14 protein-coding genes and 1 pseudogene are annotated in these 14,696 nt (G+C 69.7%); 6 read left to right on the plus strand and 9 right to left on the minus strand.

Annotated elements, in window-relative coordinates; translation table 11 throughout:
• Positions 1 to 20 precede the first annotated feature (20 nt).
• A complete protein-coding gene (gene yghU / locus FDP22_RS18635; protein WP_170317796.1) occupies positions 21 to 887 on the plus strand; it encodes a glutathione-dependent disulfide-bond oxidoreductase in 867 nt (288 codons plus the stop codon).
• Positions 888 to 916: 29 nt separating this feature from the next.
• Positions 917 to 1,594 carry a glutathione S-transferase family protein gene (locus tag FDP22_RS18640; RefSeq protein WP_138573784.1) on the plus strand — a complete coding sequence of 226 codons (678 nt, stop codon included), beginning with the start codon at positions 917 to 919 and terminating at the stop codon, positions 1,592 to 1,594.
• Positions 1,595 to 1,902: 308 nt separating this feature from the next.
• Here FDP22_RS18640 and FDP22_RS18645 read toward each other — a convergent pair whose 3' ends face one another.
• From FDP22_RS18645 to FDP22_RS18665, 5 genes and pseudogenes are all read right to left on the minus strand, one after another.
• Entirely contained in the window at positions 1,903 to 2,928 is a 1,026-nt protein-coding gene (locus FDP22_RS18645; protein ID WP_138574091.1) for an LLM class flavin-dependent oxidoreductase, read from the minus strand.
• Between the two features lie 400 nt (positions 2,929 to 3,328).
• Positions 3,329 to 3,742 (minus strand): annotated as a pseudogene (locus FDP22_RS25395) (LysR substrate-binding domain-containing protein); the annotation flags it as partial.
• Positions 3,743 to 4,113: 371 nt separating this feature from the next.
• Positions 4,114 to 4,569, minus strand: coding sequence for a hypothetical protein (locus FDP22_RS18655; protein WP_138573782.1), 456 nt, complete (start codon positions 4,567 to 4,569; stop codon positions 4,114 to 4,116).
• 30 nt (positions 4,570 to 4,599) lie between these two features.
• Positions 4,600 to 5,586 carry a YVTN family beta-propeller repeat protein gene (locus tag FDP22_RS18660; RefSeq protein ID WP_138573780.1) on the minus strand — a complete coding sequence of 329 codons (987 nt, stop codon included), beginning with the start codon at positions 5,584 to 5,586 and terminating at the stop codon, positions 4,600 to 4,602.
• 11 nt (positions 5,587 to 5,597) lie between these two features.
• Positions 5,598 to 6,800, minus strand: a complete 1,203-nt coding sequence (locus tag FDP22_RS18665; protein WP_138573778.1) for an ABC transporter substrate-binding protein — start codon at positions 6,798 to 6,800, stop codon at positions 5,598 to 5,600.
• 163 nt (positions 6,801 to 6,963) lie between these two features.
• Between FDP22_RS18665 and FDP22_RS18670 the strand changes: the two genes are divergently transcribed.
• From FDP22_RS18670 to FDP22_RS18685, 4 genes are read left to right on the plus strand one after another with little or no spacing between them, the layout of a single operon-like run.
• Positions 6,964 to 7,497, plus strand: coding sequence for a DUF3280 domain-containing protein (locus FDP22_RS18670; protein ID WP_138573776.1), 534 nt, complete (start codon positions 6,964 to 6,966; stop codon positions 7,495 to 7,497).
• Complete coding sequence (locus FDP22_RS18675; protein WP_138573774.1) at positions 7,497 to 8,036, plus strand: SRPBCC family protein; 540 nt, start codon at positions 7,497 to 7,499, stop codon at positions 8,034 to 8,036. Before FDP22_RS18670 ends, FDP22_RS18675 begins: the two co-directional genes overlap by 1 nt.
• Positions 8,033 to 8,974, plus strand: a complete 942-nt coding sequence (locus tag FDP22_RS18680) for a beta-propeller fold lactonase family protein (protein WP_138573772.1) — start codon at positions 8,033 to 8,035, stop codon at positions 8,972 to 8,974. The genes FDP22_RS18675 and FDP22_RS18680 overlap by 4 nt, the downstream gene beginning before the upstream one ends.
• 21 nt (positions 8,975 to 8,995) lie before the next feature.
• Positions 8,996 to 9,709 (plus strand): hypothetical protein, encoded by a 714-nt coding sequence (locus FDP22_RS18685; RefSeq protein ID WP_138573770.1) that lies wholly within the window; start codon positions 8,996 to 8,998, stop codon positions 9,707 to 9,709.
• A 478-nt stretch (positions 9,710 to 10,187) separates the two neighbouring features.
• On the opposite strand, the gene FDP22_RS18690 is transcribed toward FDP22_RS18685, so the two are convergent.
• The 4 genes from FDP22_RS18690 to FDP22_RS18705 form a co-directional block, all read right to left on the minus strand.
• A complete protein-coding gene (locus FDP22_RS18690) occupies positions 10,188 to 10,742 on the minus strand; it encodes a PQQ-dependent catabolism-associated CXXCW motif protein (protein ID WP_430226018.1) in 555 nt (184 codons plus the stop codon).
• A 218-nt stretch (positions 10,743 to 10,960) separates the two neighbouring features.
• Complete coding sequence (locus tag FDP22_RS18695) at positions 10,961 to 11,818, minus strand: substrate-binding domain-containing protein (protein ID WP_138573768.1); 858 nt, start codon at positions 11,816 to 11,818, stop codon at positions 10,961 to 10,963.
• The gene (locus FDP22_RS18700; RefSeq protein ID WP_138573766.1) at positions 11,799 to 12,320 is read right to left on the minus strand and encodes a c-type cytochrome, methanol metabolism-related; all 522 of its coding nucleotides are present in this window, start codon (positions 12,318 to 12,320) and stop codon (positions 11,799 to 11,801) included. The genes FDP22_RS18695 and FDP22_RS18700 overlap by 20 nt, the downstream gene beginning before the upstream one ends.
• A 147-nt stretch (positions 12,321 to 12,467) precedes the next feature.
• Positions 12,468 to 14,267: a methanol/ethanol family PQQ-dependent dehydrogenase gene (locus FDP22_RS18705; protein ID WP_138573764.1), complete on the minus strand. Its 1,800-nt coding sequence runs from the start codon at positions 14,265 to 14,267 to the stop codon at positions 12,468 to 12,470.
• Positions 14,268 to 14,696 lie beyond the last annotated feature (429 nt).

A 14,696-nucleotide genomic window follows, 5' to 3' on the forward strand; every position in this document is an offset into this window, starting at 1 on the left:
ACCCAAGAGGAGCCCTGCCGATGGCTGACTACATTCCCCCGAAAACCTGGACCTGGGACGCCGAGAGCGGCGGCAACTGGGCCAGCATCAACCGCCCCGTGGCCGGGGCGACCCATGACGCCGAACTGCCCGTGGGCAGGCACCCGCTCCAGCTCTATTCGATGGGCACCCCCAACGGGCAGAAGGTGACGATCCTGCTCGAGGAGCTGCTGGCGATCGGCAAGACCGGCGCGGAGTATGACGCGCACCTGATCCGGATCGGGCAGGGCGATCAGTTCTCCTCCGGCTTCGTCGCCCTCAACCCCAACTCGAAGATCCCCGTGCTGCTGGACCGTGAGACGGGCAGCCGTGTGTTCGAGAGCGGGGCGATCCTGCTGTACCTGGCGGAGAAGTTCGGCGCCTTCCTGCCGGAGGATGCCGCCGCGCGCACCGAGGTGATGAACTGGCTGTTCTGGCTGCAGGGCTCCGCGCCCTATCTGGGCGGCGGCTTCGGGCATTTCTATGCCTATGCGCCGGAGAAATTCGAGTATCCGATCAACCGTTTCACCATGGAGGTGAAGCGCCAGATGGACGTGCTCGACCGCGAGCTGGCAGAGCACCGCTACCTGGGCGGAGAGGAATATACCATCGCCGACATCGTCACATGGCCCTGGTACGGCAACCTGGCTCTGGGCAATGCCTATGACGCGGGCACCTTCCTGGACGTGGGCTCCTACAAGAACCTGGGCCGCTGGGCCAGGGAGATCCTCGCGCGTCCGGCCGTGCAGCGGGGGCGCATCGTGAACCGGACCTTCGGCCCGCTGAACGAGCAGCTTCACGAACGCCACGAGGCTTCGGATTTCGACACCAACACCCAGGACAAGATCGCGGCCGGCACCGACGCCTGACCCCGACCTTCCCACAGCGGAGCAATTCCATGCTGAAATTCTACTACCATCCGACACCCAACCCGATGAAGATCGCGCTGTTTCTCGCGGAGACAGGTCTGCCCTTCGAACTGGTGCCCGTCGACACCGCCAAGGGCGAACAGCACGAGGCGGCCTTCCGCGCGGTGAATCCGAACGGCAAGCTGCCCGCGATCGAGGATGACGGCGTGGCGGTCTTCGACAGCACCGCCATCCTGCTCTACCTCTCCGAGAAGACCGGCCTGCTGGGCGGGGCCGCGCAGGACCGTGGGGCGCTGCTGTCCTGGCTGATGTTCATCGCCTCCGGTCTCGGCCCCTTCTCGGGCCAGTCCGTCCACTTCCACCACGCCGCGCCGGAGGCCCTGCCCTATGCCCGGAACCGCTACATGCGCGAGGCCGAGCGGCACTACCAGGTGCTCAACGATCACCTGAAGGGCCGTGCCTTCATCGTGGGGGAGAGCTATTCCATCGCGGATATCTCCGCCTGGGGCTGGGTGAGCCGCGCGCCGCGGGTGCTGGGCGACGGCGCCCTGGCCCGGTTCCCGGAGGTCGAACGCTGGTTCGAGGCCATCAACGCGCGCCCTGCAGTGGAAAAGGCGCTCCGCATCGCCGAGGGGCTGACCTTCAAGACGCCGGGTGACGAGGCGTCGATGCGGGCGCTCTTTCCCGGCAACTTCGTGACGAGCTGAGCGCAGGCCCGGGGGCCGGGCGAAGGCGATGGCCCCCGAGCCCCGCTCGGCGCATCGGCGCCCCGGGGGTGAGGCTGCGTGACAGCAGGCCCCGGGGCAGGCCGAAGGGCGCCAGACGCATTGTCGAAGGCCTCCGCGGCAGGTCCGCGGAGGTGTCCAGGCGCGGATGGCGGCGCCTTGTGCGGGGGGCCGGCCCCGGGTTTCAAGAGGGCACCGGAGCGCGCCGCGCGCCGGACGTCATTGCGCGGGCCCCGCCGGCGCCGGCCCCAGCCGGAAAGGCTCACCCGGGCTGCGCGGCCCCGGCCGGCTCACGCCCTCAGGCGCGGCGCGACAGCGGTGCCCAACAGCGTGATGGAGCGCTGCATCGCCGCGGTTTCCAGCATGGCGGAGCTCATCTGGAAGGTGACGCGGGACAGGCCTCCCAGGGCCTTGTCCGCGGCGAGAACCTTCTCGAACACCGTATCCGGGCTGCCGATCAGGAAGGCGCCGCCCGGCCCGGCCATCGCTTCGAACTGGGCGCGCGTGACGGGCGACCAGCCGCGCTCACGGCCGATTTCCGTGAACATGTGTGCCCAGCCGGGAAAGAAGGCGTCCCGCGCGGCGGCGTCCGTGTCGGCGACGAACCCCATGGCGTGCACCCCCACCCTGAGGGCCTCCGGCGGATGTCCGGCCTCGCGGCCCGCGGCGCGGTAGAGGTCGACCAGCGGGCGGAACCGCTCGAACGTGCCGCCGATGATCGCGACCATCAGCGGCAGGCCCAGGGCTCCGGCACGGACAAAGGACTGCGGCGTGCCGCCCACCCCCAGCCAGACCGGCAGTCTCGCCTGGTGCGGGCGGGGAAACACCCCCTGGTCGGTCAGCGGCGGGCGGAACCGTCCGCGCCATGTGATGCGCGCCGTCTCGCGCAGCGTCAGCAGGAGGTCCAGCTTTTCCGTAAACAGGGCGTCGTAGTCCTCGAAGGCGAAGCCGAACAGGGGGTAGGCCTCGCCGAAGGACCCCCGGCCCGCCACGATCTCGGCCCGGCCCTTCGAGATCAGGTCGATGGTCGCGAACTCCTGGAAGATGCGGACAGGGTCCGCGGCGCTCAGCACCGTGACGGCGCTGGCGAGGCGGATGGTGCTGGTGCGCGCGGCCGCCGCGGCCAGAAGGACGGTGGGCGCGGAATCGAGGAAGTCCTCGCGGTGGTGTTCGCCGATCCCGAAGACGTCGAGGCCCACGCGGTCCGCGGTCTCCACCTCGTTCAGCAGCGCCTCTATCCGGTCCGCAGGGGGAACGGTCTCTCCCGTTTGCGGATTCGGAATGGTGGCTGCGAAGCTGTCTATGCCGATTTCCATGATGGTTCCCTTCACTGTTGTCTTCACGCGGCGCGGCGGGGGCTGCTCCGCGCCGCCCGCCGTCGTTGTCCCTGCCCCGGGCATGGCGTCCCGGAGCACTGCCCCGAAGCTGGCCGCCCGGAGCAGCCCCCCGAAGCCGGCCGCCCCGGCGCCCTCTCCTCTGCCCCCTCGGCGTCCGGAAGTCTGGCCGGGAGGGCCGCGCTTCCGGCCCGGGCGCCGGCCACGGCCCCTCGCCTCGTCCCCCACACCCAGCCACCGGGCGCGCGGGAAGGCAAGCGGTTGCCGCCCGATCCCGGCCCGCCGCCCCTGCGTGCGCCACGGCAGGGGGGCGGGCGCGCTCCCCGGTCAGGGGCGTGCACAGGCGGCCGGGTGGTCTGAGCGCACCAGCAGCTCCACGAAAGGCCAAGGCCCTCGCGGCGCGAAGGCCCGCCGCGGGAAACACGGTGCGGATGCCGCCCGGGGGCAGATGCCAGTCCGGCAGGACGTGCCGCAGCTCTCCCGTGGCCGGCAGCGGCGCCACCGGAATCTCCGGCAGAACCGCCAGCCCGCCCCCCGCCGCCAGCGCGCTCAGCGCCGTGTCGATGGCGATGCCCGGCTTCGGGGAGACATCCGCAGCCGGGCCGTCATCCTGCGCGACGTGCCAAGAGAGCGGCGCACGCAGCGCCAGATTGGCGATGAAGGGGGGCGGCAGACCTCCCGGAGGCCCTATCGCGCTGGCCGATAGTTCCGGGGCGTCGCTTGCCACGAGGCATTGCCTGGAGGTGCCGATCCTGCGTGCCTGCGTGCCTGGGCCCGCCAGCCATCCGACACGGATCTCCGACGATGGTCAGCGTGCGACCCCGAGGAAGCCACTCGGCCCTTTCCCTCCGGAAAACGCGCCCGGACGGCGGTGGCCTCGGGCACCACGCTGGTGATGCCGCAATCACAGGGGGCGGGCATGGGATGCGGCGCAGGTCTGCTGGCAGGAGGCAGCGCGGGTCGGCCGGCGGGACGCTGCCTTCAGTGGCAGGTCGGGGCCGGGCGCCTCGGGGTGCACCCCTTTCCCGGCGGGGAGCTGGTGGTTCTGCGGGACCACGCGGGGCGTCGGAGCGGTGGCCACTCCGGGTCTTGCCGCGGCTGGCGCGGCGCGCGGGGAGGGCTGGCTGGCTCCGGCGGCGGAGCGGGGCTTGCCCGGGTTCCGCCCGGTCAGCGGATGGTGAAATGGGCGAGCTGGGAGTCGCCGCGCGCGCCGGGAATGCCGAGCGTGTATTGCCCGGGGACGATGGCGATGAAGGATATTTCCGCCTCGCCCTCGTCATCGAATTCCAGCGAGGACAGGCCCATGGGCCGCACCTCGATGTCGTTGATCACCACCTCGTTCACCCAGATGTTGCGAAAGAACTCCGGCCCGGCGACGGCCAGTTCGGCGGAGCCGTCGGACACGATCCTGATGCGGTAATAGCCGCCGGAGCGCAGCTCGTAGGGCGCATCGGCCAGCGGCTTGCCGGAGCCGAGGGTGATGGGCGGCAGGTCCTCGCGGTTCTTGCGGTCGAGCAGGCCGGCGAAGCCGAGCTTCAGCACGTTCTCCTCGGCGCGGCCGGGCAGGGCGGGGAGCAGCAGCGTGAGCGCCAGTGCGGCGGCAATCAGGGGTCTGGCAGGCATTGTTTCCTCCGGTTTCTGGTTGGTGTGAGCTCAGTCGGGCGCGACGACGACACCCCAGGGCTGCTGGCCCACGGGAATGGACTTGATGACCTTCAGGTCCTCCACGTCGATCACCGAGACATCGTTGGTGTTGCCGTTGGTGGCGAAGAGCAGCTTCTCGTCCGGCGTGAAGGCGAGCTGCCACACGCGCTGCCCGGTGAGCAGGTATTTCACCACCTCATGCGTCTCCCCGTCGACCACCGCCACCCGGTTCGCGGGGCCGAGGGCGACGAAGACGGTCTTGCCGTCACGCGTCACCCGGATGCCCACCGGCTGCAGCGCCTCGGGCACCACGCCGGGCACCTCGAAGCTGATCTTCTTCACGATCTCCGCCGTCGCCGGGTCGATCACGCTCACCGTGCCGCCGATCTCGGCGCTCACGTAGAGCAGCTTGCCGTCATGGCTGAACTGGGCGAAGCGCGGGCGCTGGTCCACCAGCACGTTCTCGACGATCTCGAAGGTCTCGGTGTCGATGAAATGCGCCATGTTGGTGGTTTCGGAGGTGTTGACCACGAAGGCGCCGTCCGGGCTCACGCCCATGCCCTCGGGCTCCACGCCCACCGGCACCTCGGCCAGCACCTGGTGGGTCTTCACGTCCACCACGGTGACGATGTTGTCATCCTCGTTGGCGATGTAGAGCGGGTTTCCGGAGGGGTGGAGCACGAAGAGCTCCGGGTCCGGCCCCGAGGGCAGGGTGTGGAGCTGCGCGTAGGTCTTCGGGTCGAACACGCGCACCGTGTCATCGTCCGAGGCGCAGACGTAGAGCTCGGTGCCGTCCGGCGAGATGGTGATGCCGCGCGGGCGCTGGCCGGCGTCGAAGGTGCCCACCACCTCCAGCGTGTCGGAATCGATCACCGTCACCGTATTGCCCTTCTCGTTGCTCACGTAGACCATGTTGGCGCCCGCCGGGCCGGCGAGCGCGCCCAGGACCAGGGGCGGGGCGAGCAGCAGGGCGCGCGCGAGGGGGAAGGGGCGCATGATCGGTCTCCTCAGTTCAGGTCGCAGGTGGTTTCGGGTTCATCGGTGCCCAGCGTGTCGAGCCGCGAGACCCGGTGCAGGAACTCCTCCTGCGGCGAGACCGAGACGATCACCCGGTCCGAGGCCAGGATGATCGGCTGGCGCAGCTGGTGGTTCCAGGGGCGGAAGGTGAGCTTCTGGCCCTTGAAGGCGGCCAGTTCGAAGGCGGGGGAGAGGATGTAGTCCCGCAGCGCGTTGAAATCGGAGGATTTCGTGCGGGTGGCGGCCTCTCCCAGCACCCGCAGCGCCATCCACACCTGGTAATCCTCCGGGCGCATGGTCCGGCCGGACTCCCGCTCGAAGCGGCGCTGGAACTGGGTTGCGCCCCAGGCCTCCAGCGCCGGGTGCCAGGAGACGGGCCGCAGCCCGGCGGACCCGGCGACGGGCCGGGGCTCCCATGTCTGGTAGGGCAGATAGGCGGCGAAGACATCGGCCTCGTCGGCCGCGATCACCACGTCATGATCCTCGGCGCGCTGGGTGAACACCGGGATCTGGCGCTGCACCAGAACGTGGCCGGTGTCGGTGCGCCGGGCGCCGCCGGTGTCCTCGAACACCCGCTCCTCCACGATCTTCGCGCCGAACTTGCGCGCCGAGGCCCGGTAGGCCTCCGCCAAGGCCTGGTCCTCGGGGTGGGAGCCGGGAACGAGGAACCAGTCCGTCCACTTCTTCCACACGAGGAACTGCGCCAGCGCATCGGTGAGCATCGCCCGCGAGGGCGCGACATGCATCACGTTTGCCCGGCAGTCCGCGTTGCGCAGCCGGGTGTCCTGCGCGGTGGCATTCACGATCAGCGCCCGGTCTCCCGCCGCCTGCGACAGGGCGAGCAGCGTGTCGGGCCCGGCCATCACCGCGATGAAGGTGGTCCCTGCGGAGATCAGCGTCTCCAGCGCGGCCACGGCGGTGTCGGGCGTGGCGTCGACATCCTCGGTGAGGAACTGCTGGCCCATGAAGCGGCCGGTGGTCTGGTTGTCCTCGGTGGCGAGCCGGCCGCCGGCGAAGCCGAGGTCGTCGGGCGGCAGGTCCAGCCGCGAGATCGGCAGGGCCGGGCCCCGGTCCACGCGCAGCACGGCGGCGCGCACCTGCGCGGGGGCATCTGCGGTCTGGGCCGGGGCTGTCGCGGGGGAACTCAGGGCGATGGCAAGAGCGGCGAGAATCGGGCCGGCGGAACGTCTCATGTCTGGGCCTCCTCGGGCTGAATTAACGAAGGCAAACCCGTGACGCGTCAAGGTGCAGGGCACCTGAAAGTGCGAATAAGGAAATAATAAGAATGACTTGCCGCACGCTTGTCCGACCTTGGTCGCAATTGCCTGCCCCCGGGCGATGAAGGACGCTGAGGCCATGAAAGCCCTTGCCGCAGCCCTTGTCCTTGCCCTCGCGCTCACCGCGCTTGCCGGCCCGCCTGCCGGCGCCGGGCCCGGTGCGGGGCTGCGCGAGGGCGCGCGGGTGGCCTTCTTCGGGGTGCATTTCATCGACACCAGCCAGGAGGGCGCGCTCAACGGCGTGCGCGCGGACGAGACGGCGCGGCTCCGGGCCTCGGAGGCCCAGGTCACCGAGGCGCTGCACGCGCACGGGTTCGAGACCGTGCCGCTCGCCCCGGTGCAGGCCGAGCTCGACCGGGTGGTGAACCCGGCGGATTGCAACGGCTGTGCGCTGCGCATGGCGCAAAGGCTGGGCGCGGATTACGCGATGGTCTCCGAGGTGCAGAAGGTCTCGAACCTCATCCTGTCGATGAACATCGTGGTGCTGGACGCGGCCACCGGCGCCAAGGTCCGCGGCATCTCGGCGGACATCCGCGGCAACACGGACGAGAGCTGGCGGCGCGGATTTTCCTACATCCTGCGCAACAACATATTCCGGAAAGGGGAGGACTGATGAAACGGATGGCTTGGATCGCGGCGCTCGGCGCCGTCGTCTTCGCGCCGATGGCGGCGCAAGCGCACGGGCCCACGCGCCAGAAGGTGACCGTGACCGTGGAGGTGGCCGCGCCGCCCGAGACGGTGTGGGAGGCGATCGGCAATTTTCAGGACATGAGCTGGCACCCGGCCGTGGACCATCTGGAGGGCCAGGGCGGAAACGAGATCGACGCCACCCGCGTGCTGCACCTGAAGGGCGACGGAGACCCGACCATCTCGGAGATCCTCTACAAGTACAGCGCCGAGAAGATGAGCTATTCCTACCGCATCGAGGCGGTGGCGGTGGAGGTGCTTCCGGTGACGAACTACTCCTCGCACCTCACCGTGAAGCCGGTGGAGGGCGGCTCGGAGGTGGAATGGCGCGGCGCCTTCTACCGCGGCTACCCGAACAACGACCCGCCCGAGAACCTCAATGACGAGGCCGCCATCGCCGCGGTCACCGGCGTCTACGAGGCCGGGCTGCACGCGCTTCAGGAGCGGTTCGGAGCGCTCGATTGAGGCCGCTCCCGCTGGCGCTGGCGCTCCTGTGCGGCGCTCCGGCGGCGGCGGGGGACCGCGCCTACGTGACCAACCAGCTGTCGGAGACCGTGTCCGTCGTGGATCTCGCCACCGGCACGGTGCTGCGCGAGATCGCGGTGCCGGGCAAGCCCGCGGGTGTGGCCGTGGCGCCGGATGGCGGCACGGTCTACGCCGTGAGCCCGGAGACGAAGACCCTCGACATCCTGCCCGCCGGCCCCGGCCAGCCGCGCCGCATCCCCCTGGACGGCGGACCCTTCGGCGTGGCCGTCCACCCCTCCGGCAGCCTGGTCTACGTGGGAGACTGGTACGGCGCGCGCATCTTCGTGATCGACCCCGTGGCGGGGCGCGTGACCGGCGAGATCGCGGTGGGGGCCGCGCCCTCGGGCCTCGCGGTCACCCCGGACGGGCGGCTGCTGCTGAGCGCGGACCGCGACGCGGATTCCGTCTCGGTGATCGACACGGCCACCGCCCGGGTGGTCGCGCAGGTGGGGGTGGGCGGGCGGCCCTTCGGCCTCACCATCGGCCCCGACGGCCGCTTTGCCTACACCGCCGACGTGGCCAGCGACACGGTGAGCGTGATCGACATCGCCGCCCGCGCGAAGGTGGGCACGGTGGCGGTGGGCGCGCGGCCCTACGCCGTCGCGCTCACCGGGCGCTACGGTTTCGTCACCAACCAGTACGGCGACTCGGTGAGCGTGTTCGAGCGTGAGAGCCTCGCGCCCGTCACCGAGATCGAGGTTGGCGAATATCCCGAGGGCATCGGGGTGAGCGGCGACACCGTGGTGGTTGCGAACTGGGCGTCCAACACGCTTACTGTGATAGACGCGACCCGGCTGGAGGCGTCGGGTGAGATCGCCGTCGGCGACGGCCCGCGCGCCTTCGGCCTCTTCATCGCGCAGGCCCCGCCGACCGACTGACAGAACAACAGGGAGACCGACATGAAATCCGGAGAGATCGGACGCATCCTATTCGGGGCGGGAGGCCTCATCATCGGCATGCTGATCGGCGTGGCGGTGACGGACAGGGGCGATGACAGCCAGAAGGCGCTGCACGAGGACATGGCCGCCACCCGCAGCGCCGCGGAAGGCGTGGGAGACCGGGTGGGCCAGCTGGAGGAGCGCCTCTCCGGTGTCGAGGCCACGCTGGCCCGGCTGGAGGAAGGAGCGGGCAGCCTGAGCGACAAGCTCGACGCCACCGGCCAGGGCCTCGTGGAAAAACTCGACGCCCAGGCCAGCGCCGGGCAGGACGCGCTCAATGCCGCGCTGCAGGACATGGGCAGGCGCATCGACGCCGTGGCCGCGGCGCCCGCGCCGCAGCCCGGGGCGGAAAGTGCCGAGGAGGCCGCCGCCTCCGACCCCGCGGTGATGGAGAAGGACGAGGCCGACGCGGGCGAGGCCGCCGGCGAGGACGACGCAGACGGCCTGTCCGTGGGCCATGCGCAGGTCTTCGAGGACGGCAAGATCCGCGTCTTCCTCTCCGGCCTGACCGAGGGCAGCTACGACCGCAAGGCGCGGCTGGCGGTGAACGGCTTCGAGATGAAGAGCCTGCGCGCGAAGGACACCCTTCCGGTGCGCGTCGAGGACAAGGATTGCACCCTCACCCTCGACGCCATCCGGGACGACAAGGCGCAGATCTCCGTGGATTGCCAGTAACCCCGGCGGCGAACCGGTCCCGGGCCGGTTCGCCACGCCTCTCCTCGGGACGTTCCGGTCATCAGATGCCGGTGAATGACGAGTGCCCCCGGCAGCGTTCCGCTCCGGACACGCCCCTGGCCGGTTCGCGGTGCCTCTCCTCGGGGCGTGCCGGGTATCGGATGCCGGCGGAGGACGAGTGGCCCCCGCCACATCCGGCACCGAGGGGGGCAACCGCGCCCGCGCGGCGCATGATCTTGGCCAGCACGGTGCCGGCAGCATTGGCACGATGGTTGCCGACGCTGCCCCGGGCCGGACCGACATCGGCTCAGGGCGTGCCACGCAACAGGTTCTGGTGGACAATGAACGGCGGCGCGGGCCTGTATCGGTGGGCTGATCGACCGTTCCGGCGCGGTGCTCCACACCGCCGGGCATGGCGGCCGCCGGATCGTCACCGTGGATGCCGACGTGATCGGACGCCCGATCGCGCCGCGCCGGCTCAGGGCGCGCCGCGCAGCGGCATGGCGCGGTCCATCGGGTAGTTCGCGGCGCTCCAGCCGTCCACGCCTTCGGGGTACCAGTGGATCGAACTGTAGCCCAGGGAAACCGCCCGGCGCGCGGCGTTCCAGGACATCCAGCACTCCGCCTTGCAGAAGAGCACCATGGTCCGGTCCGTCCGGCCGCCCGACAGCCGGGCGAGCATGTCGGCGAACCAGCTCTCCGTGTCCGGGTCCAGCGCGCCGTAGCCGGTGTTGGCCAGCCAGACGGCGCCGCGGATCGTGTCATGCGGCGTGTCGCGCCAGACCGTGCCCTCCGGCAGGTTGGCCGGCCGGAACGCATGCGGCAGGGTGTCGACGAAGGGCACCCCGGCCTGCCACAGCCGGTGCGCCTCCCCGGTGTCGATCACTGTGGCGCCGGCGAGCGTCGCGGGCACCGGCGCGCGATAGTTCTCCGTCCGATAGCTGTCGGGCTCGGGCACCGCCCCGGCCTGGGAGGCCGTTGCCGGGGCCGCCAGCCCGGGTTGGGGCGCTGCGACGCTCAGCGCCATCAGCAACAGGGCCAAGCCCGCCGCCAGCCCTTGCGGCGCGCGGCGGTGCCGCCGGGCACCGGAACGCCGCCCGGCACCGGGCCTGCGCTCCGGATCTTTCGGAGCCTGAGCAGCCTTGCAGGCGAGGCCCGCCCCAGCGGCGCTGCCAGCGGCCGGGGCGGATGGCGGAAGGGGGCCCTCCGCGGGCTGCGGCGGACGGGGGGGCAGGTCCCGGCCGCGGGGCATCAGGGGATGGCCTTCAGCGCCGTGCCCTGGTCATTGAGCATCGGCACGCCGTAGTCCGCCAGAATGGCGTCGATCTCGGCCTGGTTGCGCCGGATGAGGCTGTTGAGCTTGCGCTTCCACACCAGCTCGCCCTGCCGGACACCCATGGTGATGCGGTAGAACAGCCGCGGCGGCAGGGTTTCCTTGACCAGCGGCGTGACGGTGAGCGCCACGCCGGCATCCCGCGCCAGCGCACCGCCGATCGGGCCCCAGAGCACGGCCACGTCGATCTGCCCGGAGGAGAGATCCGCGATCATCTTCGCGGAGGGCGACTCGTAGCGGCTGTCGACCATGAGCTGGTAGCCCTCCACCTGCCCCATCAGCCCGTTGCGCGCGAGATGCGAGGCCGGCGGCGTGCCGGCGACCACCCCGATCCGGGCCGCCTTCAGCTTCGGATCGGACAGGGTGTCGACCGCGGAGAGCGGGCTGTCCGCCCGGGTGATGAGCGCGTAGGCGGAGGTGAGGTAGTGGTTGGTGTTGAGCACCAGCTCATGGCCCTGGGCATAGCCGATCACCACGTCGCAGCGGTCCTCCCCCAGGGTCTTGCGAATGAAGCCCGTCGCCATCGGGAACCAGTAATACTCCAGCGGCAGGCCGAGCTTTTCGGCGAACAGGCTGGCGATGCGGTTCTCATAGCCGGTGCCCTTCTTGTCGGAAAACGGGTAGGCCGCCGGGTCCGCGCAGACGCGGAAGGCGGTCTGCGAGGTGAGGTCGGAGGTCTGCCCCGCCGCGGAACCGGCGGCCAGACAGAGGAGCGCCGCCAGCACGGCGCCCCCCGCGCGGGTACAGGCCCCGCGCTCAGCCCCCCATGCAGGCATCTTCGTTCTCGGTGAAGGCATCCGATTTCGATTCCTTCTTCGCCGGGCGGCCGCGCGGAATGGCATCGGTGCCGCGGGCCTTGAGGTAGATGTAGATGTCGTCGATGTAGCACATCACGTTCTTGTTGGTGCCGAAGGAGGGCATCACCTGGTTCTGCGAGGAGTTCACCTCCTTCTTGCCGTTGGTGACCACGTCGATGAAATCATAATAGTCGAGGTTCAGCGCCGATTTCTTCAGCGCCGGGGCATAGGTGGAACCCTCGCCATCCGGGCCGTGGCACACGTGGCACTCCGCGTGGTAGCGGCGGAAGCCGGAGAAGGTGTACCAGTCCACGGTGCCATCCTCGGACACCTTGAAGGTGGGAATGTCATCGGCGGTGAACCACTTGCCGCCTTCCTCGTACTCGGCGGTGACATTGTCGGAGTCCTGGGCCGAAGCCGTGCCTGCGGCGCCGAGAACCGCGCAGAGCGCGATCAGGCTCCATGATCGGATGGATGGCATTCGTCTCTCCCTTTGGCCGCTCTTCGGCGGCGAATCTTGTGGTTGATTGGGGTCAACACCCTGAAAGAAAATATAAAGCCAAGGGGCCGGGCTTCAAAGAAGCCCGGCCCCCGACATTGGTCGTATGTGCCTTTCGGCAGGGGAGGATCAGTTCGGCAGCGCGAAGACCGTGAGCTGCCCGCCAAGCGCGGTGTAGTTGTTCAGCGAGGCATAGCCGCCCACGGCGCCCAATCCGTCATTGGGGTTGGTGAGACCGGCCGCGAGGCCGATGCCGGCCCAGCCGCCCACGCCGGAGAGGATGGCCACGTACTGCTTGCCCTCCAGGCTGTAGGTCATCACGTTGCCGATGATGCCCGAGGGGGTCTTGAACTTGTAGAGCTCGTCACCCGTCTCGGCATCGACCGCCTTCAGGTAGCCTTCCAGCGTGCCGTAGAACACCACGTCACCCGCGGTGGCCAGCGCGCCGGACCACACCGAGAAGCGCTCCGGCAGGGACCACTTGATCTCGCCCTTGGTCGCGTCCCAGGCGATGAAGTTGCCCATGCCGCCGTGGCTGTCCGGAGCGGGGTACATGGCCAGCGTGGCGCCCACGTAGGGCTGGCCGGCGGTGTAGCTCACCCGGAAGGGCTCGTAGTCCATGCACACATGGTTGGTGGGCACATAGTGCAGGCCGGTCTTGGGGCTGAACGCCGCCGGCTGCTGGTCCTTGGAGCCGAGGGCCGCCGGGCAGATGCCGGTGGAGTTCTCGTCCTCGCCGTTCTGTTCGGTGGAGTATTCGGCGACGACCTGCGGACGCCCGTACTGGTCGGAGTCCTTGTCCATCACCACTTCGGTCGCCCAGTTCACCGCCGGGTCGTACTTCTTGGCCACCAGCAGTTCGCCCGTCACCCGGTCCAGCGTGTAGCCGAAGCCGTTGCGGTCGAAGTGCACCAGCACCTTGCGCATCTCGCCGTCGATCTCCTGGTCGGAGAGGATCATCTCGTTGACGCCGTCATAGTCCCATTCGTCATGCGGCGTCATCTGGTAGACCCACTTGGCCACGCCCGTGTCCGCGTCGCGCGCGAAGATGGTCATCGACCACTTGTTGTCGCCCGGGCGCTGGGTGGGGTTCCAGGTGGAGGGGTTGCCGGAGCCGTAATAGAAGAGGTTGGTTTCCGGATCATAGGAATACCAGCCCCAGGTGGTGCCGCCGCCGATCTTCCACTGGTCGCCTTCCCAGGTGTTGATCGAGCTGTCCGCGCCCACCGGCTTGCCCAGCGAGGTGGTGTTCTCGTCGAACATCAGCTGGTCGTCCGGGCCCACCGAATAGGCGCGCCAGAGCTTCTCGCCGGTGTTCATGTCATAGGCCGTCACATGGCCCTGCACACCGAATTCGCCGCCGGAGATGCCGACGATGATCTTGTCCTTCACCGGCAGCACAGTGGCGGTGTTGGTCTCGCCCTTGGTGGGGTCGCCGTTCACCGCGGACCATTTCACCTCGCCGGTCTTCGCGTCCAGCGCCACCACGGTGGTATCGGCCTGGTGGAGGAAGACCATGTCGTTGGCATAGGCGAGGCCGCGGTTGACCGTGTCGCAGCACATCACCGGGATGACGTCGGTGTCCTGCTTGGGCTCGTAGCGCCACTTGATCGCGCCGTCATTGGCGAGGTCGAGGGCGTAGACCACGTTCGGGAAGGGCGTGTGCACGTACATCGTGTCACCCACCACGAGCGGTGAGCCCTCATGCCCGCGCAGCACGCCGGTCGAGAAGGTCCATGCGACCTGCAGGTCCCCGACGTTGTCCTTGTTGATCTGGTCGAGCTTCGAATAGCGCTGGTTGGCGTAGTCGCCGGTCTGGAGGACCCACTGGTCGGGGTCCTGCGTCATTTCGAGAACCTTGTCGTTGGCCTGAGCCGCGAAGCCGCCGGCGAGCAGCAACGCGGCAGTAGCCATGAGCGTGTTACGCATCGTTTTCTCCCTTTGTGGCCGCGGATATCGGAGCCGGGCTCCCCTCCGCGTATTATTCGAGGCGACCCGCGCGCCCCGGGTTCAGGTCGGCCGCGAGACCGTTCCTAAGGACTTCATAAGAGCGGCGGCGGCCGGTCTGCGTCAACGGTGTGCAGGGTCTTGTTGGGCTAAAGTAGTACCCGCCGCGCGCGCCCCGGCCGGGAGGGCGGAAAGGCGGCGCCGGAGCCGCCCTGCGGCCTCCCGCGCGCCCTGCGAGGGCGGGTCGTCCTGAACGGAATTCGGGGGGAGCAAGGGCCCGGGCAAGGCGGCGGCGTGGGCCCTGCGCCCCGGACACATGTCCGGTGGAGACCAGGGGCCGACGCGGGCTGGAAGACGGTGTCCGGCCGCGGGCCCGGGGCCCGCGCTGCGCCCATCCTTCCCCGCCTTCGG

Origin of the sequence: Paroceanicella profunda (assembly GCF_005887635.2) — a bacterium.
Taxonomy (GTDB): Bacteria; Pseudomonadota; Alphaproteobacteria; order Rhodobacterales; family Rhodobacteraceae; genus Paroceanicella; species Paroceanicella profunda.